General features: G+C 72.2%; 20 protein-coding genes. 10 read left to right on the forward strand and 10 right to left on the reverse strand.

The features are described 5' to 3' along the window. Positions 1-32 precede the first annotated feature (32 nt). Positions 33-443 (forward strand): hypothetical protein, encoded by a 411-nt coding sequence (locus tag OG842_RS20470; protein WP_266731479.1) that lies wholly within the window; start codon positions 33-35, stop codon positions 441-443. 152 nt (positions 444-595) lie between these two features. Here OG842_RS20470 and OG842_RS20475 read toward each other — a convergent pair whose 3' ends face one another. From OG842_RS20475 to OG842_RS20485, 3 genes are all read right to left on the reverse strand, one after another. Then, entirely contained in the window at positions 596-1,021 is a 426-nt protein-coding gene (locus OG842_RS20475) for a universal stress protein (protein ID WP_266731481.1), read from the reverse strand. Between the two features lie 120 nt (positions 1,022-1,141). Then, positions 1,142-1,813, reverse strand: coding sequence for an FMN reductase (locus OG842_RS20480; protein WP_266731482.1), 672 nt, complete (start codon positions 1,811-1,813; stop codon positions 1,142-1,144). Between the two features lie 5 nt (positions 1,814-1,818). After that, positions 1,819-2,943 (reverse strand): LLM class flavin-dependent oxidoreductase, encoded by a 1,125-nt coding sequence (locus OG842_RS20485; RefSeq protein ID WP_266731484.1) that lies wholly within the window; start codon positions 2,941-2,943, stop codon positions 1,819-1,821. Positions 2,944-3,115: 172 nt separating this feature from the next. Between OG842_RS20485 and OG842_RS20490 the strand changes: the two genes are divergently transcribed. From OG842_RS20490 to trpS, 5 genes are all read left to right on the forward strand, one after another. Next, positions 3,116-3,256 (forward strand): DUF6126 family protein, encoded by a 141-nt coding sequence (locus OG842_RS20490; protein WP_256260242.1) that lies wholly within the window; start codon positions 3,116-3,118, stop codon positions 3,254-3,256. 4 nt (positions 3,257-3,260) lie between these two features. After that, positions 3,261-4,916, forward strand: coding sequence for a hypothetical protein (locus OG842_RS20495; protein ID WP_266731486.1), 1,656 nt, complete (start codon positions 3,261-3,263; stop codon positions 4,914-4,916). Between the two features lie 114 nt (positions 4,917-5,030). Then, positions 5,031-5,441, forward strand: coding sequence for a VOC family protein (locus OG842_RS20500; protein WP_266731488.1), 411 nt, complete (start codon positions 5,031-5,033; stop codon positions 5,439-5,441). A gap of 343 nt (positions 5,442-5,784) precedes the next feature. Further along, positions 5,785-6,264, forward strand: a complete 480-nt coding sequence (locus tag OG842_RS20505; protein WP_266731490.1) for a nuclear transport factor 2 family protein — start codon at positions 5,785-5,787, stop codon at positions 6,262-6,264. 340 nt (positions 6,265-6,604) lie between these two features. Beyond that, on the forward strand, positions 6,605-7,666 hold the full coding sequence (gene trpS, locus OG842_RS20510; protein ID WP_266731492.1) for a tryptophan--tRNA ligase: 1,062 nt from the start codon (positions 6,605-6,607) through the stop codon (positions 7,664-7,666). 4 nt (positions 7,667-7,670) lie between these two features. On the opposite strand, the gene OG842_RS20515 is transcribed toward trpS, so the two are convergent. Beyond that, entirely contained in the window at positions 7,671-8,282 is a 612-nt protein-coding gene (locus tag OG842_RS20515; RefSeq protein ID WP_266731493.1) for a 3'-5' exonuclease, read from the reverse strand. A gap of 169 nt (positions 8,283-8,451) precedes the next feature. Here OG842_RS20515 and OG842_RS20520 point away from each other — a divergent pair, with 169 nt between their 5' ends. After that, positions 8,452-8,688: a hypothetical protein gene (locus OG842_RS20520; RefSeq protein WP_266731495.1), complete on the forward strand. Its 237-nt coding sequence runs from the start codon at positions 8,452-8,454 to the stop codon at positions 8,686-8,688. A 15-nt stretch (positions 8,689-8,703) separates the two neighbouring features. On the opposite strand, the gene OG842_RS20525 is transcribed toward OG842_RS20520, so the two are convergent. From OG842_RS20525 to OG842_RS20540, 4 genes are all read right to left on the reverse strand, one after another. Beyond that, a complete protein-coding gene (locus OG842_RS20525) occupies positions 8,704-10,692 on the reverse strand; it encodes a potassium channel protein (protein ID WP_266731496.1) in 1,989 nt (662 codons plus the stop codon). A gap of 30 nt (positions 10,693-10,722) precedes the next feature. Beyond that, a complete protein-coding gene (locus tag OG842_RS20530; RefSeq protein ID WP_266731497.1) occupies positions 10,723-15,699 on the reverse strand; it encodes a DNA repair ATPase in 4,977 nt (1,658 codons plus the stop codon). Between the two features lie 202 nt (positions 15,700-15,901). Further along, positions 15,902-18,052, reverse strand: a complete 2,151-nt coding sequence (locus OG842_RS20535; RefSeq protein WP_266731499.1) for a flotillin family protein — start codon at positions 18,050-18,052, stop codon at positions 15,902-15,904. A gap of 170 nt (positions 18,053-18,222) precedes the next feature. Continuing rightward, positions 18,223-18,888, reverse strand: coding sequence for a hypothetical protein (locus OG842_RS20540; protein WP_266731501.1), 666 nt, complete (start codon positions 18,886-18,888; stop codon positions 18,223-18,225). A gap of 264 nt (positions 18,889-19,152) precedes the next feature. Here OG842_RS20540 and OG842_RS20545 point away from each other — a divergent pair, with 264 nt between their 5' ends. Further along, positions 19,153-20,223 carry a PucR family transcriptional regulator gene (locus OG842_RS20545; RefSeq protein WP_266731502.1) on the forward strand — a complete coding sequence of 357 codons (1,071 nt, stop codon included), beginning with the start codon at positions 19,153-19,155 and terminating at the stop codon, positions 20,221-20,223. A 249-nt stretch (positions 20,224-20,472) separates the two neighbouring features. Here OG842_RS20545 and OG842_RS20550 read toward each other — a convergent pair whose 3' ends face one another. Then, positions 20,473-20,928 (reverse strand): tellurite resistance TerB family protein, encoded by a 456-nt coding sequence (locus tag OG842_RS20550; RefSeq protein WP_093899464.1) that lies wholly within the window; start codon positions 20,926-20,928, stop codon positions 20,473-20,475. 161 nt (positions 20,929-21,089) lie between these two features. Between OG842_RS20550 and OG842_RS20555 the strand changes: the two genes are divergently transcribed. Further along, on the forward strand, positions 21,090-21,584 hold the full coding sequence (locus tag OG842_RS20555) for a BlaI/MecI/CopY family transcriptional regulator (RefSeq protein WP_266731503.1): 495 nt from the start codon (positions 21,090-21,092) through the stop codon (positions 21,582-21,584). Between the two features lie 7 nt (positions 21,585-21,591). Next, positions 21,592-22,539: a M56 family metallopeptidase gene (locus tag OG842_RS20560; protein WP_266731505.1), complete on the forward strand. Its 948-nt coding sequence runs from the start codon at positions 21,592-21,594 to the stop codon at positions 22,537-22,539. A gap of 71 nt (positions 22,540-22,610) precedes the next feature. Here OG842_RS20560 and OG842_RS20565 read toward each other — a convergent pair whose 3' ends face one another. Further along, the gene (locus OG842_RS20565) at positions 22,611-23,888 is read right to left on the reverse strand and encodes a cation:proton antiporter (protein WP_266731506.1); all 1,278 of its coding nucleotides are present in this window, start codon (positions 23,886-23,888) and stop codon (positions 22,611-22,613) included.

The following is a 23,888-nucleotide window of genomic DNA, read 5'->3' on the forward strand; positions in this document are numbered from 1 at the left end:
AAGGAAACGGAGCCACGGAAGGAGAACCCCGCATGTCCACACACGCGGCAATGCCGGCCGGCGGACGGACCCGGCCGAGGTCACACGCACGCGGGCACAGCAGGAGCTCCTGGGCCGTCCCCGTCACGCTGGGCGCGGCGTACGGCCTCTACGCCTCGTTCATCCTCCGCAACAACGGCGCGAGCGCCGGCCGGCAGTTCTGGTACGGCCTCGCCACCGCGGTGGTACTCGCCGCCCTGTGCTTCGTGCTGGGCCGGATCCAGCACACCATGCTGCCCCTGGTGCGGGCGGTGGCCTACGGCGCGCTGACCGCGGCGGCGATCGGCCTGCTGGTCGGACTGACCGATTCGAGCGTGCTGCGGTCCGCGGCGCTGGGGCTGGCGGTCGGCCTCGGGATGTTCATCAGCACCTTCTACATCTACTACACGCACGAGAAGACGTGAGTCCGTACGGTCCCGTACGGACACGAGGGCGGGCCCGCACACGTTCGTGCGGGCCCGCCCTTTCGCGTTCTCATGCCCGACCGGCGACGGTCACGCGTCACCGCATGACGGTCACGCGTCACCGCATGACGGTCACGCGTCACGCACGACGGTCACGCGTCACGTACGACCGTCACCGGGCACGGTGCGTGCTGGGTGACATGGAGGCTGACCGAGCCGAGCAGGGTCGCCTTGAAGCCGCTGTAGCCGCGGGCCCCGACGACCAGCAGGTTCGCGCCCTTGGCGCGGTCCAGCAGGGACTGGGCCGGGTTGCCGATCACCACGATCTTGCTGACCGCCGCCGCACCCTCGGCGCCCAGGGCCTCCTCCAGTGTCTCGTTGAGGGCCACGGTCGCCACGGCCTGCGGGTCGAAGTCCTCCGGCATGCCGGGCATCATCGACGCCCAGCTCGTCGCGGGGTACTCCCAGCTGTTGACCGCCTCCACCGTGTCGCCGGTCAGCTCCGCCTGGCGTACGGCCCAGTGCAGCGCCTTGACCGACGACTCGGAGCCGTCCACGCCCACCACGATCCTGCCCATCTCTGCCTCCAGCTCGGTTCGGCTCAGTGCGCAGAGGCGCCGTACGTACCGGAAACCCCGCACGGCGCATCTTTCGTGCCAACTCTAGTCAAACCAGGCAGAGGTGCAGGAGGTGGGGCCTCAGTCCAGGCGGAGGTCGGCGAGCTGCTGCTCGAACGGCACGACTTCGTCGTCCAGCCCGAGGGTCCTCCGCGCCCCGGACGCCGCCCGGCCGCCCGTGATCATGGCCGCGAGCTCGCCGCCCGCCCGCCGGATGCGGGACGGCAGCCCGTCGGTGTACTCGTCGCCGGACGAGCCCCAGTCCTCCGACGCCGCGTACACGGACGTCGGTACGACGGTGGCCCGCAGATAGGAGAAGAGCGGGCGCATCGCGTGCTCCAGGACCAGAGAGTGGCGGGCGGTGCCGCCGGTCGCCGCGACGACGACGGGCTTGCCGGTCAGCGCCGTGTTGTCGATCAGGTCGAAGAACGACTTGAACAGCCCGCTGTACGAGGCGGTGAACACGGGCGAGACGGCGATCAGTCCGTCCGCCTCCGTCACCTCCTTGATCGCCTCGTCCAGGGCGGCCGGCGGGAAGCCGGTGACCAGGTGGTTGGCGATGTCGACGGCCAGGTCGCGCAGCTCGATCACCCGGACCTCGACCGTGCGGTCCTGCTCGGTCAGCAGCCGCTCACGGGCGGCGCCGGCCAGCCGCTCGGCCAGCAGCCGGGTCGAGGACGGGCTGCTCAGCCCGGCCGATACGGCGACGATGCGCAGGGGCTCGGTGACGAAGGCGTTGGACGTGTTGGACACGGTGGTCAGGCCTCCTTCGTGGTGGCGGTGGCGGCAGTGGCAGAAGTGGTGGCATCGGCGGCGCGGGCGGCGACGGCCGGGTGGACTGGCGCGGAGTCCGGGACCCCGGCCGGGCGCAGCGCGGCGAACTCCTTGCGCAGCACCGGGACGACCTCCTCGCCGAGGATGTCGAGCTGCTCCAGGACCGTCTTCAGCGGCAGCCCCGCGTGGTCCATCAGGAACAGCTGGCGCTGGTAGTCACCGACGGCGTCCCGGAAGGACAGGGTCCGCTCGATGACCTCCTGCGGGGAGCCGACGGTCAGCGGGGTCTGCCGGGTGAAGTCCTCCATCGAGGGCCCGTGTCCGTAGACCGGCGCGTTGTCGAAGTACGGGCGGAACTCCCGTACCGCGTCCTGCGAGTTCTTCCGCATGAACACCTGGCCGCCGAGGCCGACGATGGCCTGCTCGGCGGTGCCGTGCCCGTAGTGCGCGTACCGCTGCCGGTACAGGTTCACCATCTTCGCGGTGTGCTCGATGGGCCAGAAGATGTTGTTGTGGAAGAAGCCGTCGCCGTAGTACGCGGCCTGCTCGGCGATCTCCGGCGAGCGGATCGAGCCGTGCCAGACGAACGGCGGGACGCCGTCCAGCGGGCGCGGGGTCGCGGTGAAGGACTGCAGCGGCGTACGGAACTTGCCCTCCCAGTCGACGACGTCCTCGCGCCACAGCTTGTGCAGCAGGGCGTAGTTCTCGATGGCGAGCGGGATGCCCTGCCGGATGTCCTTGCCGAACCACGGGTAGACCGGACCGGTGTTGCCGCGGCCCATCATCAGGTCTACGCGGCCGTCCGCGAGGTGCTGGAGCGTCGAGTAGTCCTCTGCGATCTTCACCGGGTCGTTGGTGGTGATCAGCGTCGTGGACGTGGACAGGATCAGGTTCTCGGTGCGGGCGGCGATGTAGCCGAGCGTGGTCGTCGGCGAGGACGGGACGAACGGCGGGTTGTGGTGCTCGCCGGTCGCGAAGACGTCCAGGCCGACCTCTTCCGCCTTCTGCGCGATGGCGAGGGTCGCCTTGATCCGCTCGTTCTCGCTCGGCGTCCGGCCGGTCGTGGGGTCGGTGGTGACGTCTCCGACGGTGAAGATCCCGAACTGCATGGCGCCCGCCTCCAGAACTAGATTTGTTGAACATTGAACTATGTGAACACACCCTACAACGGAGCACCCCCCTGACCTATTCCGTGGTCCCCGAGGGGGCTCCGGACCGGTGCGTACCCTGGGCGGGACGCGTGGACCAGGCACGGACCGCGCCCGGACGGAGAGCGGGACCGTGAGCGGGAGCGGCGGCGAGAGCGAGCGCTGGAAGGAGCGCGGCGTGGCCCTGCGCGTCTTCGTCTACGTATTCGCCACGCATCTCTTCGCGGGCTTCATCTGGATCCTGTTCTACGTCGGCGAGCACGCGAAGAAGTAGTGAAGTGAGCGGGGCAGGGGTGGGGGCGGGAGACATGGACGGCACGGCCGGCATGGACGGCACGGCACCGGAGCGCTTGGCGGCGGTGCTCGCGGCGGACGACATCTGGAGCGCGCTGTTCGCACTGGCCGAGGACGCCCCGGCGGGCCTGCCCGACGCGATCGGGGTCCGCTACGGCCGGGCGGCGCAGGACGAGCGGCGCCACCTCACCTGGCTGCTCGGGGCCCTCGGCGAACCGGCCGTCCCGGTGTTCCTGCGCCTGCTGGCCGAGAGCGGTGGTGACGGCGACGGCGCGAAGGAGCTGCTGGGCACGGCGGTGCAGCGGAGGCTGCGCATTCCGGCGGCCGAGCTGCACCGGCTCGCCGAGGAGCTCGGCGCGGTGGAACCGCTGGTGGACGCGATGGGGCTCTCCGAGGACGCGGGCTTCGCACCGTTCCTCGGCGGGCTGCTGGACCACGAGCGCCTGAGCGGGCGCGCGGCCATGGCGCTGGGGCGGCTCGGCGCCCGGGAGTGGACGCTGCCGGTCGCGGAACGACTCCCCGGCCTGACCGGACTGCAGCACGGCGCCTTCGTCGTGGCCCTGGAACTGCTGGACGACCCGGCGGCGATACCCCACCTCCTGCGGGAGCTGGAGACGAACCGGGAGCCCGCGGGCGACGTGCACCACGCCCTGGTCGCCCTGACCGGCAGGCACCCGCTGCTCCCCCTGGATCCTCCTGACGGCGACCACGGCAGGCTGTTGCACGGCATCTGGTCCGAGCGCCGGCTGGACGGCCCGGTCCCGCCGTCGGTGGGCCCGTTCGCACTCGACTCCCCGCGCCACGCGCGCTTCACCGTCGAGGACGGCCGGGGCAGGATCCGTATCGACTACGACCCGCCCGCGCCCGGCACGTCCTGGCCCCGCTGGGACAAGTCCCTCCGGATCGACGGCGAGCGCGTCTATCACGTCGGCTCGGACTGCGGTACGTGCGAGACGACGATGACCCTCCTCGGCTGGCCGCCCCGGACGGCCCGGGAGGGCGCGGACCGCCTGCGCACCGCACTCGCCGACGTGGACGACCTGGGCTCCGGCGTCCTCGACGCGGCCGCTCCCCTCATCGCGGAGCTCCCGACCGGCCACTACCGCGCCCACCTGGCCGACCTCGCCCTGGAGCGGGTGACCGACCCGGCGGCGTCGTGGTGGGTCCGGCGCCGCGAACTGCGCGAGCGCGAGGACGAGCCGTACACCGAGGACCCCCTCGACGGCTGGCCGGGCACCGCCCACTTCCAGCTGCGCGACCGCATCCCCGGCGAGGTCCCGACGTACGGCGCGCTGCTCCCGTCCCAGCCGCTGGACGCACTCGACGCGGCCACGGTGACCCGGTATGCCTCGGCCATCACGGCGGGCCACCGCCCCGCCGCCCTGGCCCTCGCCTGGGTCGAGGACATTTACGTAGAGGCCGAGTACCCCGAACGCTTCTTGGCGGCCGCCGTCCTGGACGGCCACCACAAGCTCGCCGCCTACGCGGTGGCCGGCGTACCCGCCAGGGTCCTGCTCCTGTCGAGGGCGGAGGACAACTGGGGCCCGGAGACGGGCTGGAGCAAGGCGTTCGACGAGGTGCTGGGGCAGTTGCAGGACGGCGGGCAGAGGCGCGGCGCATCCCGGGACGGACCGATGTAGGACAGTCGGCGGAGGCGCGGCCCGCCCCCGGACCGATGCGGCCCGGCCCCCCGTCCGCCTACGCTGCGGGCCGGGCACGCGCAGGGCGTGCCGCCGCCAGGCAGGAGCCCCGCCGTGCCGTTCACCGGACAGACCCACATCCGCATCGCCCGCCCGTCCCGGGACCTGGCCGCCGCCGAACGCTTCTGGGCGGACGGCCTCGGGCTGAACGTCCTGTACCGCGCCGACGCGGAACGGGAACCCGGCACGCACGACCTCCTGATGCTGGGCCACCCGGACGCCCCCTGGCACCTCGAACTCGTCCACGGCGGCGACCACCCCACCGACCCCCGCCCCACCGACGAGGACCTGCTCGTCCTCTATCTCGACGGTCCGGTACCGGAGGAGATGGTGGACCGCCTGGAGGAGCACGGCGGAAAGCGGGTCCCGTCGCCGAATCCGTACTGGAACGAGTGGGGCGTCACCGTGGAGGACCCGGACGGGTACCGCCTCGTCCTGTGCCGGCGCGGGTGGAGCAACGCCTGACGGAGCAGCGGCGGCTGCCTGGACCTCCGTCACTTGCTCTGCGTGCCGGTCTGGGTGGGGCAGGCGGTTGCGCCGGTGGATGCCGGGCGGGTCGGCAGAGGCTGCAAGGGGGTGCAGACGGGGGTGGCGGCTCCGATGAGTTCGACCAGGCCGGTGCCGCCGGTTGGCGGGACGAGCCTGGACCAGTTGTTGGCCAGCCAGAGCTTTGTACGGCCGCGTCCCGGTGGACTCCCTGAAGCTCGACGGCGACCGGCGCATCTTCGATCGGCTCCTGGCCTGGGACCCGGACGCGTAGGGCCAAGCGCCTTGACCTCAAGTGCGCTTGAGGCAGAAGTCTTCTGCCATGAACACCGTAGAGATGCGGCGGCAGTTGCGCGCACTGACCGACCGGGCCGAGATCGCCGACCTGATGGACCGCTATCTGCGTTCCCTGGACGAGGGCGTCTTCGACGAGGAGTGGGCGCGCGCGTTCCACACCGAGGATGTCACCGCGGAGATGCCCATCGGCACCGTCCACGGCCGTGACGCCCTGCTCGCGCACATCCGGCGAGGTATGGCGTTGTTCGACCGAACGGTGCACCTGGGCACCAACGCCGTCATCGAGGTCGACGGGGACCGGGCCACCGCCCGGGGTGCCCAGTTGAGCACCCATGTCCTGGCGGACGGCTCGGGCGGCCTCTTCGTCTCCGCCGGCCATGCCGACACCGAACTGGTCCGGACGGCCGACGGCTGGAGGATCTCCGCCTCGGCGCTGCGTGTGGTGTGGACCCAGGGCTCGCCGCCGCGACTGCCGGCGGAACTCGCGCCGGCCTCCGCCGCCTGAGCCGCGGGACGCTGCTGGAGAAGGGGCGAGGCGGGGCGTCAGGGCGTCGCCCAACCACTGAAGTGTCAGAAAGCCGAGTTCGCCCGCTGGGGGTACGCGGCGCGGCGCGGAGCCGGAAAGGCCGTGTGGGCGGAGAACGGTTCGGTTACGCTCGGGTCATGACCTCCGTACCGTGCCGAAACTGGTGGCGCTCCTTCTAGGAGCGGCCGCCTCCCCTCTGCACGGAATCAGGGCCGTTCGATATGGACGGCCCTTTTCTCTGCCCTCGTACGGGTACGGATGCCGGTGATCACGGCGGGCCGTCCTCCACGCAACCAGCACTCGCGAGGAGAGAAGACCAATGAGCACAGCCACAGCCACAGCCGCAATCGCCGCAACCACCGCCGAGCTGGAGACGCGGATCCGGCAGGCCCCGCAGGAGTTCCGGGTGATGACCGGGGACCGGCCCACCGGGCCCCTGCACCTCGGGCACTACTTCGGCACTCTCCACAACCGCGTCCGGCTCCAGGAGCTGGGGGTGGACGTGTTCGTGATCATCGCCGACTACCAGGTGCTCACCGACCGGGACGTCGCCGACCGGCTCGGCGAGCACATGGAGGGGATGCTGCTGGACTACCTGGCCGTCGGGATCGACCCGGCACGTTCGACGGTCTTCAACCACAGCGCCGTGCCCGCGCTCAATCAGCTGATGCTGCCGTTCCTGAGCCTGGTCTCCGTCGCCGAGCTGAACCGCAATCCCACAGTGAAGGACGAGATCGCGCACTCCCGGCAGTCGGCCGTCAGCGGGCTGATGTTCACGTACCCCGTGCACCAGGCCGCCGACATCCTGTTCTGCAAGGGGAACCTGGTGCCGGTCGGGCAGGACCAGCTGCCGCACCTCGAAGTCACGCGGACCGTCGCCCGGCGCTTCAACGAGCGGTACGGGACGGTCTTCCCGGAACCGGAAGCGCTGCTCTCCGACGCGCCGCTCCTCCTCGGCACCGACGGCACCAAGATGAGCAAGAGCCGGGGGAACTCCATCGCGCTGGGCGCCGACGCGGACGAGACCGCCCGGCTGATCAAGGGTGCGAAGACGGATGCCGAGCGGCACATCACGTACGACCCGGAGAACCGGCCCGGGGTGTCCTCGCTGGTGCTGCTGGCGGCGCTCTGCCTGGGACGGGAACCACACGCCGTGGCGGAGGAGATCGGCGGGGGCGGTGCGGCCGCGCTCAAGCGGACCGTGACCGAGGCCGTCAACAGCCGGATGGCGCCGATCCGGGCCCGGCGGGCGGAGTACGCGCGGGACATGGGGTACGTACGGTCGGTGCTCCGCGCCGGGAACGAGCGCGCCAACGAGATCGCGACGGCGACGCTGGAGGAGGTGCGGGGGGTGATGGGCGGCGGGCTCTCGCTGTTCTAGCCCGTCAGGCGGTGGCCTCCGGCCAGGCGCCCCGGGCCGCCACGTCCAGGATCAGCGCCGCGATGTTCCAGGCGTCGTCCGCGCCGCTGTGGTGGCGGCCCTCCAGGGGGAGGCCCGCCACCTCCAGGGCCTGGGCCATGCCGGGGCGTTTGCGCAGGCCGTGCGCGGCGGTGAAGGGGAGCTTGGCGTTGGTGTGGCGGTGGCCGAAGGGGTACCGGGTGCCGGTGGCCCGGCACTGGCGGGTGAACTGGTTGCGGTCGTAGTCGCCCCAGCTGGCCCAGGGCCGGGTGCCCGACCGGTGCTCGGAAGCCAGCAGGCGGCAGGCCTCGGCGAAGGACACTCCGGTGTTCACCTCGGCCTGGGTGAGGCCGGTCAGCTCGGTGCAGAAGGCGCTGACCGTGGACCGGGCGGGCCGGACGAGGATCCGGTGGCGGGCGAGCCTTCCCCGAGCTCTCAACTCCTTTCGAGCAGGGGAGACCCCATCGGCCGCGCGCAGGTCGACGACCGTCAGGCCGATCTCGATGATCTCGCTCACCGCCCCCGGGGGCGGCTGCCCGTCCCAGCAGGTCGCCTCGATGTCGATCACGTTGAGGAGGTCGGGGGCGTCGGTGTCCATGGGGGCAGGCTAGGGGCGGAGGGGAGCGCGGGGCATGTGGATTTCGGTCGTCGGCCGGACCTGTGCCGGCACGGTCGGGTGAAGGGCGGACAGGCTGTGGTGCGGCGCGGCGCCGAGGGCGGGGCGAGGGCCTAGCGTGCCTGGCTCCGACGAGACTTGGAGATTCCCCATGCGTCACGTTCTTCTTGCCGGTGCCTGCCTCGCGGCCGGCGGCATTCTGCTCCTTGCGCCCTCCGCGCAGGCGGTGGGCGACGACACCGGAGAAGAGCCGCAGCACACCGTCATCATGTCGAACGAGGAGTTCGAGCAGCTGTACGGCCATGAGGCGTCGGAGGCGCCGGAACTCGTGGGTGGGGTCGGTTTTGTCCTGCCCGCACATGGCTGGAGTGCCGTCTCCTTCCGGTGAGCCCGTGCGTGGGCCTCACGTCCCCGGGGTCACCCGGCGCCCTCCCCGCAGCAGTTCGGCCAGGCCTCGGCGGGTCGCGGCGATGACCACGCGGTCCTCGGGGCGCAGTACGTACCCGGGGTGCAGGTCCCAGACCAGGCCGGACGGATTGTCCGGGGAGACAGGGGCCAGATCCGGGCGGCGGTCGCCGGGTGGGGTGGCGTCCAGGGCGAGGACCCGCCAGGCGCCCGCCCGGAACGCCTGCTCCACCGTGTGGCCCTCCAGCTGCCGGTGGCCCGCCACCTCGACCGCGGCGAAGAGCATCACCTTGCGCTCGACGGGGATCGCGCCCAGGATCTGGCGGCCCATCATGGCGACCGCGAAGGCGGGGGCGGCCAGATGGGAGACGGAGCGGGAGCGGGTGACGGCCTGGGGGTGGGCGGTGCGCAGGGTGCGGTAGACGGCGGTGGCGAACTCGTCGTCGTACAGCCGCAGTGCCACCCGCAGGTCCGGCTTGACCGAGCGGGCGTAGAGGGCCGCCTCCAGGTTGGTGGTGTCGGCGCTGGTCAGGGCGAGGAGGGCGCGGGAGCGCTGGATCTTCGCCGCTTCCAGGACGCCTTCCTGGGTGACATCGCCGAGGACCACCGGTACGTGCAGCCGGCGGGCGACCGCGATGCCGCGCGCGTCCGGGTCGTCCTCCACGCACACCACCGGTATGCCGAGTTCACGCAGCCGGACCAGGACCCGGGTGCCGATCTTGCCGAGGCCGAGCAGCACCACATGGCCGGACAGGCCGCGTGGCGGGCGGCGCAGCGAGGAGGCCGTGCGGAGCGAGCCGAAGGCCTCCAGGACACCCGCGACGAGGAGCGGCAGCAGCATCAACCCGGCTATGCCGGAGAGGAGTTGAATGATCTGGCGGGCCAGCGGGTCCCCGGTCGCCGGGTCGCCCATTGCGAAGAGGTCGAGCAGGGTCAGGTAGGTGGCGTGCAGGGGGTCGTCGCCGGTGGTGAGCGTGGAGGCGATGGCGAGGCCCAGCACGGCCAGGCCGACGCCCAGCGCCGACCAGCGCAGCCGCCGCGAGAAGACCTGGCCGAGCGGTGCGCCCCGGCCGCCCATCCGGGGCGGTGGTCCGGGCGGGCCGGCCTGGCTGACCGCCTCCAGGACCACCGTGCCCCGGCCCGTCGCGGCGGCCACCTGCCGTTCGTCGGGCAGCAGCCGGGGGCCTTCGTCGCCGCTGCTGTCGGAGCCCTCGGTGCCCGCCGGGTCATGGGTGGTGGAGGAGAGCAGGGCGAGGGTGCACAGGCCGGGGTCGGCGATCTGGCCGCCCCCGGGCGGGGTGCGTTCGGCGGCGCGCAGCAGCAGGCCCTCCGCCTGGATGACCTTGCTGGAGCCGGTGAGGACGGTGGCCGCGAGGGCGGGGGCCGCGGTGTCGGCGTCGGAGAGGACGGTGGTGGAGGCGTCCAGGGCGGCCCGGTCCAGGCCGGGGGTGGCGAGGGCGGCGGCCTGGTCGAGCAGCGTCTCCAGGTGCTGGCCCAGCTTGCGGTTGTAGAGCCGGATGACCAGCCGGAGGCGGGGGTTGAGGCGGCGGGCGGTCAGCGCGGCGCGGATGTTGCGCTCGTCGTCGTCGTACACCAGGGCCAGGGCGGCGGCCGAGGCGACGCCCGCCTCGTCGAACGCCTCGTCGGAGGGCTCCGCCGCCTCCAGGATGCGGACCGGGTCGACCCCGGCGTTGGTGTCGTCCCCGAGCGCGTCGGCCCCACCGCCTCCGCCGTTGCCGCCGTTGCGGTTCATCGCCGAGGACATGCGGCCGAACAGTGCGGATGCCAGCCCGCGTCCGGTCAGGGGGAGTTCGGGGCGGCGGGCGTCACGGCCGGGCGGCAGCAGAAGGGTTACCCGCTCCCCGTACACGTAGCGCAGTTCGACGGCGAGGCGCCGGGCCAGGGCGTCGTCGCCGCAGACGACCATGTGTCCGCTGAACGGGGAACGTTGGGGCTGCTGGGGAAGTGGGGGCACGTGACTCAGCATGCCTTGTTCCTCTCCCGTATATCCGGCGGCTCAGTGATCTTCTGTCGGTCCGGCGGGAGGGGGTGCCGCGTGGCGGGCCTGCGGGTTGGTGAGCAGATGGCGCGGGTCCGCGACCCGGACGATCGCCGTCTCGACCGCCGCGATCCGGTCCGCGAGCAGCCCCAGCGCGGCGACGGCCCGGGTCATCGGGTCGCCGTCCGGGCCGCCGAGTGCCTGGGTGCGGACGTAGGAGGCGGTGATCGCGGACCAGCGCGCGGACTGTTCGGGGGTGAGCCGGCCGCGCAGCGCGGCGAGCTTGAGCAGGTTCGACTCCGCGCCGGTGGTCAGCGTCTGGGCCTCGCCCGTGTAGTGGTCGTCGACGACGTCGGACAGCTCCGCCTCGTTCATCACCGGCACGATCCGCTCGGCGATCTTGTTCATGTTGCGGTACGAGCCCTGGAGCCGGAACGGCGGCTCGGTGCGCGTCGCGTCGGTCTGCGCGGCCGACGCGATGTACGTGGCGTTCACGGCCAGGACGGTGTCTCGGGCGGTCAGCAGATGGCGCAGGACCGCGACGATCCGGTCCACCTCGGCGGGGGCGTACGGGTGCTCCAGCCGGTCCGCGCGCGCCGCGCTGTCGCCGGAGGCGAGCCGTACGAACAGGGCGAGGTCGTCGCGGGAGCGCCCGGCGAGCGGTGCCAGCACCGGGTTGGCGGTCAGCGCGTTCTCGACGAAGCTCAGCGCGAAGACGTCCTCGCGGCCGCTCAGCACCTCGCCGAGGTTCCACACGTCGGCCCGGTTGGCGAGCATGTCGGGGATCCGGAACCGCTCGCCCGACTCCGTGTACGGATTGCCCGCCATGCACACCGCGAACCGCTTGCCCCGCAGGTCGTGGCTGCGCGGCTCGCCGTCCCGCACGCCCTCGATGCGGCGGGTGGCGTCGCAGAGCGGGATGAACTTCTGGAGCAGTTCGGGCGAGGTGTGCTGGATGTCGTCGAGGTAGAGGAGCGTGTTGTTGCCGGACTCCAGCGCGAAGTTGATCTTTTCGATCTCCTGGCGGGCGGTCGCCGTGCGGGCCTGGGCCGGGTCGAGCGAGGTCACGTCGTGACCGAGGTTCGGGCCGCTGATCTTGACGAGGACCAGGCCGAGCCGGTCGGCGACGTACTCCATCAGCGTCGTCTTGCCGTAGCCGGGCGGCGACACGAGCAGCAGCAGGCCCTGTGAGTCGGTGCGCCGGTCGGCGTCGGCGGTGCCGAGCTGCTTGGCGAGGCTGTCCCCGATCAGCGGCAGGTACACCTCGTCGAGCAGCCGGTTGCGGACGAACGCCGACATGACGCGCGGCCGGTGGTCGTCCAGCCGCAGCCGGGCCCGTTCGGTGTTCACCAGTGCCGTTCGCCGGCGCTGGTAGGCGCGGAAGCCGGGGACGGTCGCGGTGCGGAACTCGGCCGTACGGGCGAGGAGTTCGTCGATCCGGACGGTCAGTGCGCCCCTCTCGACGCGCGGGTGTGTGCCGAGCAGGCCCTCCACCCGTGCGGTCAGCGGGGCCTCGCAGTCGTACCGGTCGAGCACCGGCTCGGGGCAGAGCTCCACGGCGACGGCCTCCGCGAGATCGCCCGCGTCGATCGCGGTGCCGCTCGCGGTGGCGTACGAGGTGAGCCAGCCCTCGACGAGCTGGCGGCGGGCCGGCAGGTCGTCGCCCAGTGCGGCGAGATCCTCGTCGTACGCCGAAGTGCCCGTCGTACGGCGGAACTTGTCCAGAAACGTGCGGACGGCGGCGCTGGTCACGAAGCCGGCCGGGCCGCTCGTCAGCTCCTCGAAGAGGTACGCGGCGACGGCGGACGGGTCCTCGGGCGCGTCCGCCGCGCCCTCGCCGCCGATGACGGCCGCCCACTCCTCCTGGAGGGCGTCGACGGCCGGGGCGAGGCCGAAGGTCTCGCGGGCGCGGGCCAGTGAGCGGGCCCGCCGGGTCCATGAGGTGCGCCGCGCCTCGTCCGTGTTGTACGCCCAGAAGAGTTGAGCGGTTGCCCGGACGGCGGGCGGGCAGCGCAGCAGGCCGGCCCCGGCGTGCAGCCGCAGCAGGGCGGTGAGGATCGCGGTGGCGTCCTCGTCGTGGACGCCGCGCTGATAGCCCTCGTCGTATGCGGCGGCGGCCGACTCCCGCACCAGGGAGGTGAGTTCGGCCGGAGTCAGGGCGGCGAGGGTGTCCGCGCCCCGCTCGTCGAGGAGCCGGGCGGCCAGGTGCTCGGCCCGGTAGACCCGCGGGGACTCGGAGGGGAGGGTCTGCTCCCAGTACGGGCGGGTCGCCTCGAACTCCGGGTCGGTGACCGGCGCCCGGTAGTCCGTACCGGTGAGCGCGAAGGCGAGGCGGTCGCCGTGCGGGACGAGCGTCAGGTCGAAGGGCTGGGTGTTCACCGCGAACCGGTGCCGGCCCAGCCGGATCACAGCACCGCCGTCCGCGTACAGCTCGCTGCGGTCGCGCAGGGCGCGTCCGGCCTCCTGGCGGGCGGCCAGCAGCTGCCCGTCGAGCTCCTCGGCCCGCACCGGATCGCCGAGTTCGCGCAGCTCATCGGCGGTGCGGCGGATCTTGGCGGCCATCGGGTCGGAGGCCAGGAAGGTGTTCACGGAATCCAGGTCCGGCAGCGCGGTCAACCGCCGGGAGACCGTCTCCAGGACCCGGGCCGCCGACTGGGCCAGCCGCTCGGCGCGCCGGGCGCGGGCGTCCTGGAGGGTCTGCTTGCGGGCCGAGAACGCCTCGTACACCTCCGTCCGGCGCTCGGCCAGCTCGGCGAGGAAGTCGTCGAACTCAGCGAACCGCGACTCCAGGTTTTCCAGCTGGAGCAACAACCTGGAAAGTTGATCGTCACAGGCGTCCGGGGTGTCCGCGGCGGCGATCGCCCCGGTGACGGCCTGCCCGAGCAGCGCGAACTCGGCGGCGAACTCGGCGCGTCCCTCGTGGTCGAGGAGTTCGCGGCGGCGGGCTTCGAGCGTGGCGCGGGCGCGGTTGACCCCGCCGAGCACCTCGGCGATCCGCTCCAGGATCGAGGTGCGGACCGTCGTGTCCCCGATGTCGAGACCGGCGACGACGTCCGTGACGGTGCTCAGCCCGTCCGTCATTCCGTTCAGTCGCTCGCCGAGCGCCGCCGCGTCCGCGACGGTGGCGAGTTCGGACGCCTCGGCGGTGAGAGCGGCGATCGACTCGTGGTAGCCGGTGAAGGCGTCGTCCCGGCCGAGGAAGGCGACGGCGCGCTGTGCGGCCGATTCGAGGTCGGCGGCGGTCGCGGCGGAGAGTTCGGCGATCCGCTCGGTGTCCGCGTACCGCATCTCGGCCAGCGTCGCCAAGTGGCCATGGGCGCGGCGCAGTTCGGTGAGCTGGTCCACCCAGGCGGCGGCCGAGCGGGGGGCCTCGCCACGGATGCGGCGGACGAGCGCGGTGAGCCGGTCGGCCGTCTCGTCGAGCGCGTCGGCGGCCTGCCGGGTCAGCTCCCGCACGGTCTCGAACTCGGTCAGGACCTGCTCGGCGGTGGCCTTCAGCTCCGCCAACGGGGCGGCGAGTTCGCCGAGTTCGGCGTCGGTGAGCCAGTGGTAGCGGTCGGTGGCCCGGGTGCAGTCCGCGACCAGCTGCGCGTACACGGCGGCGGTCGGGGTGGTCTCGGCGGCGCTGTGCGCGAGCGCCAGGCAGTCGGAGATCCCGCGCACCAGATCGGCGTTGCCGACCCGGGCCAGCGGGCCGGTTCCGGCGGGGCGGGAGGCCGCGTGGGTGTCGGAGACGTACGGGGTCCGCCAGCGCTGCAAGGGGTGGACCCGGGCCGGTTCGTCGCCGGTGGCGGTGGTGCGCAGCAGGACGAGGGTGCCGTCGTCGAGCAGGGCGTGGCCCCGGCCCTGGAGCGGGGTGGCGACCTCCTGCCGGATCAGGTTGTAGGGCAGGAGCAGTGCGCGGCCGTCGTCGGGGGAGCGGAAGACGTAGAGGACGTCCTCGCCGTTCGGGGAGCGGACCGCGCCCTCGAAGACCGGGCCGGTGAGGGGTTCGGCGATGTCGAAGGTCTTGGCGGTGCCGGTGGTGAGGTAGTAGCCGCCGGGGAAGATGATCCCCTGGTCCTCCGGGAGCCGGTGGCAGGCCGGCCCGATGCCGTCGAGCCGCAGCACGGTGCCGAGCAGCGAGTTGAAGACCAGGTACCGCCAGGACTCCTCGTTGTACGGGCGGATACGGAGCAGGACCAGCGGTCCGATCGTGGCGTGCTCGACCTCCGCGTCGGCGAGCGACTGGAGGGGTTCGGCGACCGGCTCCCGGTAGATCCCGTCCGGGGTGTCGGTGTCGTTGACCGTCTTGACGGTGAGGGTCCCGCCGAGCGTGTCGACGTAGAGCGCGGCGCTGTCCGGGCCGTCCCCGCCGACCGCGATGTGCGGGTGCCGGCCCAGAACGTGCGACTCGCGCCCGGCGGCGGTCCAGGTGAAGTCGTGCGAGGGCGGGAAGACGTGGTCGCGGTCGCCGCGCGCGTCGAGGAACGCGCCCGGCGACCCGTCCGGGGCGAGCGCCCAGCGCAGCACCCGGATGCCGTCCGCGCTCTCGCCGGTGCGGAAGACGGCGAGCAGCTTTCCGTCCACCAGGCGCAGCCGCAGCAGCCGGGCGTCGCGGTAGTAGCGGTGCAGCGCGGTGAACTCGCGTACGAAGTCCTCGTCGGCCAGTAGGCCGCCCGCGGCGGGCGACCCCAACTCCGATCCGTACAGGGCGAGTACGTCGGACAGGTCGGCCGGGTCCGCCGCTCCCGGGCCCCGCTCGAAGCCGAACAGCAGCTGCCCGCCGACGGCCACCAGGTCGCGGGGGACCGCCGCGTGGCCGGTGCGGATCTGCTCGGTGCCGGCGAGCCGGAGCTCGGTCGAGCCGAACTCCGCGGTGCGGCGCGCGTTCAGTTCCTCGGCGCGGCGTGCGAGTTCGGCGGCCCGGTCGCCGAGCCGGCGGCGCAGCACGTCGTACGTCCCCGCGTCCACGGGGCCGCCGGTGGGCGCTGCGGTCGTGGTGTCGGTGTCCATGCGTACGACTCTCCCTGCGAGGTGTTACGGGGCGGGTGGTGCCGGGGCGCGGGTGGTGCGGGGGCGCGTCGGGCTGTCGGGTCGCGCGGCCTCCGGCCGCGCTCTGTCCTCGATCTCCCCCATAGCCCGAAAGGCATGGGGGGACCCCTCGACGGGCTTGATCTGCCCGCCCGTCCGGCGATCGAGGTTCGCCCTGTGTGCCCTACGCGACCGGCGCGGACCCGTTCCGCGAGACGGGTACGGCGGTGGCGTCCGCCGCCCCCGTCGCCGCGGGGACATCCGGCCCGGTCAGTACGGAGACCGGCTGGTCGGCGAGGCCCAGTTCCTTCGCGGCGGCCAGCAGCTGCTGGATCTGCCCCGAGGAGACACCCGCTCCCGGCGCCTTCATCATCCGCATCAGCAGCGCGGACACCGTCAGGTTCTGCACATCGCCCGTGGACACCGACCCGAGCACCCGGGTCAGGTCGTCCGTGAACGACGAGGTGCCGTTCAGCCACGGACCCGCGAGGGCCTGCGCGGTGTCCGAGTTCTTCACGAACCCGTCGAAGCTCTTGCCCATCGAGACGGCCGAGACCAGCCGGTCGAAGAAGACCGACTCCCCGCCGACGATGTCGATGTCGGCGTTCTCCAGGCCGGTGGCCAGCACCGTGGCCTGCGCCTCGGCGACCTGCCGCTGCACGTCGAGGCCGGCCAGCCGGATCTCCTTCTCCGCGGCGAGCCGCAGCCGGTACTCCTCGTGTCCGCGCGAGGCGTCGTCCAGCGCCGCCATCGCGGCCGCCTTCTCGGTGAGGCCCGCCGCTTCGGCCTTCAGCTTCTCGCCGATCATCGCCGCGTCGGCCGTCGCCTGGGCCTGGGTGCCCTCGGCTGCCGCGAGTGCCTTGAGCCTGGCCCCCTCCGCCTCGGCCCTGAGCCGGGCGGACGTGGCCTCGGCCTCGGCGAGACCGGCCTTCTCGATGACATCCGCCTCCGCCTCACGGACCTGGATCTCGGCGAGGCCGGGCGCCGCGGACTCCGCCTGGATGCCCTCGGCCAGCCGCAGCTTCGCCTGGGCGTCCAGGTCCGCGGTCTTCAGCCGGGCCTCGGCGAGCGTCAGCTGCTCGGCGGCCAGGTGGGTGGCCGCGGCCTCCGCCGCCTCGGCGGCCTTGATGTCCTTGACCAGCTTCTCCTGGGCCTCCGCCTCGGCGGCGATGATGACCGACCTGCGGGTGCGCTCCGACTCCTCGACGGCCCGCAGCGTCTTGATCGACTCCTCCTGCTCGGCGACCGTACGGTCCACCGCGATCCGCTCCCGGATCACATCGGCGACCTCGCGGCGCTCGGCCTCGACCTCCTTCGTCGCGGCGATCCGGTTCAGCTCGGTCTGCCGCTCGCGCCCGATGACCTCGATCAGCCGGTCCTTCTCGATGCGCTCGTTCTCCACCGCGATGACCCGCTCACGGTTCTTCTGCGCGACGGCGATCTCCCGGGCCTGGTTCTCGCGCTGGATGCCGAGCTGCTCCTCGGTACGGATGAACGCGGCCTGGGCGCCGAGCCGTTCCTCCTCCTGGACCTTGGCGGTGGCGGCCTCCTCGCGGGCCCGCAGCGTCTCGACCTCGCGGCGCTGCTTGATCTCGGCCTCGGCCTGCCGGCGCTCCAGCTCCAGGATGGTCTCCCGGGCGTCGACGTCCTGCCGGGTGATCTCCTTCTGCTCGGTGCGCTGGAACTCGTTGGTGCGTACGTGCTCGATCGCCGTCAGCTCGGTGATCTTGCGGATGCCCTGCGCGTCCAGGATGTTGGCGCCGTCGAGCTGCGTCATCGGCGTCTGCTCGAGGAAGTCGATCGCGGCGTCGTCGAGGTGGTAGCCGTTCAGGTCGGTGCCGATGACCCGGATGATCCGGTCCCGGAACTCCTCGCGCTTGGTGTACAGATCGACGAAGTCCAGCTGCTTGCCGACGGTCTTGAGCGCCTCGGCGAACTTCGCGCCGAAGAACTCCTGGATCGCCACCTTGTCGCTGGCCCGCTCGGTCCCGATGGACTGGGCGACCTTGATGACGTCCTCGACGGTCTTGTTGACCCGCACGAAGAAATTGATGTGGATGTCGGCGCGGATGTTGTCCTGGCAGATCAGGCCCTCGCGCCCGGTACGGCGGATCTCGATGGTCTTCACCGAGATGTCCATGGTCTCGGCCTTGTGCAGGACCGGCAGGACGACGGCCCCGGTGAAGGTGACATCGACCTTCTTGGTCTTGGAGATGATCAGCGCCTTGCCCTGCTCGACCTTGCGGAAGAGCCGGCTGATGACGAGGAGCAGGGCGACGGCGATGAGCAGAACAACGGCTACGAGCACACCGAAGCCCAGGGTGATGGCATCCATGACAGTCCTTGCGGCTGGTGAGGAAGATGGTGAAGGAAGAGGAGGGGTGCGGCAGCGGGCGGCCCGACGGCGGGCGACCGATCACAGGGCGGCGACGCGGCGGCCGGTCCGGCCGGCCCACGCGGACCGGGCGATTCGAGTGGCCCGCGCTGTCCGGGTGGTCCGGGCGGTCAGCCGGTGCGGCGTGGGGTGCGGCGCGCACCCGTGCGTGGTCGTGGCGTCGGCGGGCCCGGGTCCAGCGCCTTGTCGTAGGGCGAGACCCAGAAGAACTCGCCCTCGTCGTCGTACGCGTACAGGAGCCCCGCACTGCCCGCGGTGAGGACCGGGCCGTCCGCCGGAGCGAGCAGCCTGACCTGGACGATCGCGGTGGAGCCGTCGTCCGCGGTGACCTCGGCCTGGCCGAAGTCGGAGCTGACGGAGCCGGTACGGACCGTGCAGACCCGGCCCAGGAAGTCCTGCCGCGACGGAGGCGGCTCGTCCGGGAAGCGCCGGCGGAAGCAGCGCACCAGGACCCGCAGCACGGCCCAGCCGAGCAGCAGCGCCCCGGCGAACACGCCGCAGGCCAACGCGGCCCGGGTCAGGCCGGTGGTGCCGCTTCGGTGCACCAGGACCGTACCGGTGAGGCTGATGAACCAGCCGACGACGACCATCACGGAAACCGAGACGGTGACCGGCACCCCGCCGATCCCGGCCAGGTCGGTGTCGAGGTCGCCGTCGAAGGAGTGGTGGTCGGCCGCACCGACCAGCACCAGGAGCCAGAAGAGGACGACGACGGCCAGCGCCGCGCCGAAGAGAACTGCGGGAAAGGCGGTCGCTGCGCTCAGGAACTCCTGCATCCGTCCAGCCCTTCTCCTGCTGGGCGGCCGGTGGTGACTCCGCTGCTGCGGCACCGCGTGGCGCGGTGCCGCAGCAGCCGGGTCGTTCCCCCGTGTCCCCCCGTGTTTCCCCCGGTTGGTGCTGCCCGGATCGTGTCATTAAGGGGTATGACGCCGCACTGCCGGAATCCGGCAATCTTTACCCGTCCTTGATGCCGGGCACCGGCATCGGCCGGTAAGCGTTGGGTGAGTGTCAACGTCGCGTCAGGACTGTGAGGAGAACGCGTGCCGGAGCCGGAGATCCCCGATGAGCTTCTGGCGGGATATGACCGCATCCTGACCGATGTGGCCGCCACCGGCCGCCGGCTCACCCGTGACGAGCTGGATGACCGCCGCCTCCTGGGCCGGGAGGCCGCCGAGTCCGGGTTCCAGCTGCGCGCCCTGGTCGTCCGGCATATCGCGGAGACCCGCGCCGCCTGGCCGCTCGGCGCCACGGCCGACGGCGCGGCCACGGATTCGGTGCTGGCCGCGGTCCAGCAGGCCGTGGACGCCTTCGCGGACGGCTTCGAAAGGGCCCAGCGGATGACCGTGCGGCGGGAGGAGGCGGCGCGCCGCGAGTTCATCGACGACCTGCTGTACGGGCGCAGCGATCTGGGCCGGCTCGCCGAGCGGGCCACCCGGTTCGGGCTGCGGCTCTCCCGCGCGCACGCGGTCGCGGTGGCGACGGGCCCGGAGGCGTACACGGAGACCGACTCCGTGCCGCGCACGGTCGAGGCGGCGCTGCTCGCCCGGTTCAGCGGCCGGAAGATCCTGCTCACGACGAAGGACGGGCGGCTGGTCTGCATCGCCCCCGGCAGTCAGCCCGACGTCCTGCGGTACTTCGCCAAGCAGTCGCACGCGGCGACGGACGGCGGCCGGGTCGCGGTGGGCCGACCGCACCACGGGCCCGGCGGCGTGGTCCACTCCTACGACGAGGCGCTGGAAGCGCTGGACCTGGCGGAGCGGATGGATCTGGACGATCCGGTGCTGTACGCGGCCGATCTGCTGGTCTATCCGGTGCTGACCCGTGACCGGCAGGCGATGGCCGATCTGGTCCGCAGTCAGCTGGGCCCGCTCCAGCAGGCCCGTGGTGGCGCCGAACCCCTGCTGAAGACGCTCGCCGCCTACTTCGACGCGGGCTGTGTGGCCGCGGAGACGGCCCGCCGGCTGTCGCTGAGCGTGCGGGCGCTGACCTACCGGCTGGAGCGGATCCATCAGTTGACCGGTTCCGACCCGTCCGACCCGATGCACCGCTACACCCTGCAGACGGCGGTCATAGGCGCACAGCTGCTCGACTGGCCGGCCAAGGAGATCTGACCCGGCTGCGGGGTCCGGAGAAAGCTGCGGGGTCCCGTGAAAGCTGCGGGGTCCGGAGAAAAAGGTGGCCGGGGGTGCGCAAGGGGGATCGCGCACCCCCGGCCTGCCGGGCGCCGGCCGGTGGTCAGTCGGCAGCGCTTGTTCCGGCGGTTCGGGGCGCCGTGCCGGGCAGCCGGTGCGGCGGACGCTCGAACGGTTTCACAGCTCGAACGGTTCTACGTGTTGTACGGCCCTACGTGTCGGGCGGTCCTACAGGTCGAACTCGTGCGGCGGGAGGTCGAGCGCGAAGCACGCCTCGCGCACGACGGCCTGCTCCGACTTGTCGAAGTCGCCGTCGGCGCCGCCGATGACGATGCCGATCTGGATGACGGCACGAGCCTCGGCGGGCTTCTTCTTCGCCTTGCCGATCTCCTGGAGCACGCTGACCTTGCCGAAGGCGAAGTCGGCGGTGAGCTTGTTCACGTAGTCGTTGAAGCGGCGCTGGAGGTCGTCCGCCGGGAAGTTCTGCAGGACCTCGTTGGAGGCGATCAGCGAGGCGACGCGCTGGCGCTCGGACGGGTCGATGGAACCGTCGGCAGCGGCGACAAGGGCACACATCGCCATGCTCGCGTCGCGGAACGCCCCGCTCTTCAGGTCGTTCTTCTTGGCTTCCAGCTGCGACTGCATCGACGAGGCGGATTCCTTGATCCGATCCCACAGTGCCATGACGTCTCCATACGTTGCTTGCGTTGCGTTGCCGGATGAAGTCCAACTCTACAGGCGTGTAGAAGTTAGCAGCAGGGGCGCCCGCTGTGTTCCGGAAACGGCGGTAAGTAGGATGCTGCGACGCCGCAGCCGACGCGGCATCGCAGAAGGGCGGACCCCCGATGGACTCGGCCAGGCCCGGCCACCACCCGGACAACGAACCACCGTGCGACGGAGTGCCCGCCCCTGCGGAAAGTCCGCGGCTGCGCAGGCGCGGGCAGGGCGAACTGGAGGCCCAGGTCCTCGCCGTGCTGCACTCGGCGAACGGCCCCGCGACGGCCGGCTGGGTCCAGGAGCACCTCGAAGGCGACCTCGCGTACACCACCGTCATCACGATCCTCTCCCGCCTCTACGCGAAGAAGGCCGTGACCCGCTCCCGCGAAGGCCGCTCCTACACCTGGACCTCGGCCTCCGACGAGGCCGGTCTCGCCGCCCTGCGGATGCGCCGGGTGCTGGACGGCGAACGTGACCGGGACGCCGTGCTCGCCCGCTTCATCTCGGCCCTCTCCCCCGGTGACGAGGAACGCCTGCGCGCCCTGCTGGCGAGGGCGGACGCCCCGGATCACCAGGGCGACCCGGATGATCCGGTCAACCCCCGTGACACGGAAGGCCTGTAGCCCACCGATGGGTGTCTTCGTCTGCCTGCCGCTCGTGCTGCCGCTGACCGCGCTGCCGATCGCGCGCCTGGCCGAACAGCATCTGCACCCCCGCAGCGCGACCCGGCTGCTCGCCGTCGTCGGCGCGCTGCTCGCCCTGTGCAGCACGCTCTGCCTGGGCCTGCTGATGGTGGTGGGCACCGCGCAACTCCCGGGCAACCCGCTGCCGGACAGCTGGTCGGACCCCGAGGTGCGGGACGCGGTGCCGTACGAGGTGAAGGCGGGCATCGTCGCGATCGGGGCGCTGGCGGCGGTGCTCGGGGCGTGCGGGTGGACGGTGTTCCGCCATGTCCGGCTGCGTATCCGCGCGAGCCGTGCGCTGGCTGCCGCGCCCTCCGTCGTCTCCGGCGACGTCGCGTTGCTCCCGGACCCGGAGCCGTACGCCTACGCGCTGCCCGGAAGTCCGGGCCGGGTCGTCGTCTCGACCGCGATGACCGAGTGTCTGGACGCCCGCGAGCGGCGGGCCCTGATCGCCCATGAGCGGGCCCATCTGGCCGGCCGGCACCACCGCTACCTGCTGGTCGCCCAACTCGCGGCGCGCGCCAACCCGTTCCTGCTGCCGCTGCGTACCGCGGTGTCGTTCAGCACCGAGCGGTGGGCGGACGAGGAAGCCGCGTGCGCGGTCGGCGACCGGAGGGTGGTGGCGATCGCGGTGGGCAAGGCGGCGCTGTACTCGCACCGGGCGCCGGACGTCTCGGCCGGTCTCGCGGCCTTCGCGGCCCCGGCGGGCCCCGTCCCGCGCAGGGTCGCGGCGCTGCTCGCCCCGGTGCCCGCGGTCCGGCTGTGGCCGCCGTCGTCGGCCCACGTCGCCTTCGCGGCGCTGGTCGCGACGGTGGGCACGGCGGCCTCGGCGCTGTCGTCGCTCAACGCGGCCGTGACGCTGGTGGGGATCCTGCGCGCGACGACCCCGCTATGAGCCGTCCGTGCCGGAGGACGGCACGGACGCGTACCCGCTGGCCTGGAAGCCGGACGTCCCCTGATTTCGCCTCAGTCGGCGGAGGCGGCGAACTCCTCCTGAGCGGCGGGCGCTGCGGGCTCGGCGGACGCCGTACGCACCGCAGGCACCTCACCGCTGCCACCCTTGCCGCTACTGCTGCCACTGCCGTCCCGGCCGCGCCACGCCTGGATCTTGGCGACGACGGGCTGGGTCCAGCGGGCGGTGAGCGGTCCGACGATGACGAGGATGAGGACGTACGCGGTGGCGATCGGCCCGATCCGGGGCTCGGTCGCCACGGCCAGTCCGGCGATGACGATGGAGAACTCACCGCGTGCGACGAGCGTCCCGCCGGCCCGCCACCGCCCGCGCGAACCGATTCCGGCGCGCCGGGCCGCGTACCAGCCGGTGGCAATCTTGGTGAAGACGGTGACGATCGCCAGCAGCGCCGCGGGGAGCAGCACCGGCGGGATCTCGGCCGGGTTGGTGGAGAGCCCGAAGAACACGAAGAAGACGGCTGCGAACAGGTCCCGCAGCGGCGTCAGCAGCTTGCGCGCACCCTCGGCGACCTCGCCCGAGAGTGCGATCCCCACCAGGAACGCGCCGACGGCGGCGGAGACCTGCAACTGCTGGGCAACGCCCGCCACCAGTACGGTCAGCCCGAGGACGACCAGGAGCAGCATCTCAGGGTTGTCCGAGGACACGGCCCGGCTGATCAGCCGCCCGTGCCGCAGCGCCAGATAGAGGACGAACCCGACGGTGCCGAGCGCGATGAGCAGGGCGATGCTGCCCCCGGCGAGGCCGACTCCCGCGAGCATCGCGGTGAGCAGCGGCAGGTATACGGCCATCGACAGGTCCTCGATGACGAGCACGCCGAGGATGACGGGTGTCTCCCGGTTGCCCAGCCGTCCGAGGTCGGTGAGCACCTTCGCGATGACCCCGGACGAGGAGATCCAGGTGACCCCGGCCAGTGCGACCGCTCCCACGGGCCCCCAGCCGAGCAGCAGCGCGGCGACGGCTCCCGGGGTCGCGTTGAGTACGAAGTCCACGGCCCCGGAAGGGTATTGGGTCTTGAGACTGGTCACCAGTTCCGAGGCGCTGTACTCCAGGCCGAGCAGGAGCAGCAGCAGGATGACGCCGATCTCGGCGCCGACGGCGGTGAACTCCTCACTGGCCCCGAGCGGCAGCAGCCCGCCCTCGCCGAACGCGAGCCCGGCCAGCAGATACAGCGGGATCGGCGAGAGCCCAATCCGCCCGGCGAAGCGGCCGATGATGCCCAGTCCCAGAATGACGGAGCCGAGCTCCACCAGCAGTGCGGTCGTGTCGTGCAC

This window comes from Streptomyces sp. NBC_00376 (assembly GCF_036077095.1).
GTDB lineage: Bacteria > Actinomycetota > Actinomycetes > Streptomycetales > Streptomycetaceae > Streptomyces.

Coding starts and splice junctions, on each gene's coding strand:
- OG842_RS20470 (WP_266731479.1), top strand. CDS start 33: ATGTCCACACACGCGGCAATGCCGGCCGGCGGACGGACCCGGCCGAGG.
- OG842_RS20475 (WP_266731481.1), bottom strand. CDS start 1,021: ATGGGCAGGATCGTGGTGGGCGTGGACGGCTCCGAGTCGTCGGTCAAG.
- OG842_RS20485 (WP_266731484.1), bottom strand. CDS start 2,943: ATGCAGTTCGGGATCTTCACCGTCGGAGACGTCACCACCGACCCCACG.
- OG842_RS20505 (WP_266731490.1), top strand. CDS start 5,785: ATGAACACCGTAGAGATGCGGCGGCAGTTGCGCGCACTGACCGACCGG.
- trpS (WP_266731492.1), top strand. CDS start 6,605: ATGAGCACAGCCACAGCCACAGCCGCAATCGCCGCAACCACCGCCGAG.
- OG842_RS20515 (WP_266731493.1), bottom strand. CDS start 8,282: ATGGACACCGACGCCCCCGACCTCCTCAACGTGATCGACATCGAGGCG.
- OG842_RS20520 (WP_266731495.1), top strand. CDS start 8,452: ATGCGTCACGTTCTTCTTGCCGGTGCCTGCCTCGCGGCCGGCGGCATT.
- OG842_RS20525 (WP_266731496.1), bottom strand. CDS start 10,692: ATGCTGAGTCACGTGCCCCCACTTCCCCAGCAGCCCCAACGTTCCCCG.
- OG842_RS20530 (WP_266731497.1), bottom strand. CDS start 15,699: ATGGACACCGACACCACGACCGCAGCGCCCACCGGCGGCCCCGTGGAC.
- OG842_RS20535 (WP_266731499.1), bottom strand. CDS start 18,052: ATGGATGCCATCACCCTGGGCTTCGGTGTGCTCGTAGCCGTTGTTCTG.
- OG842_RS20540 (WP_266731501.1), bottom strand. CDS start 18,888: ATGCAGGAGTTCCTGAGCGCAGCGACCGCCTTTCCCGCAGTTCTCTTC.
- OG842_RS20550 (WP_093899464.1), bottom strand. CDS start 20,928: ATGGCACTGTGGGATCGGATCAAGGAATCCGCCTCGTCGATGCAGTCG.
- OG842_RS20555 (WP_266731503.1), top strand. CDS start 21,090: ATGGACTCGGCCAGGCCCGGCCACCACCCGGACAACGAACCACCGTGC.
- OG842_RS20560 (WP_266731505.1), top strand. CDS start 21,592: ATGGGTGTCTTCGTCTGCCTGCCGCTCGTGCTGCCGCTGACCGCGCTG.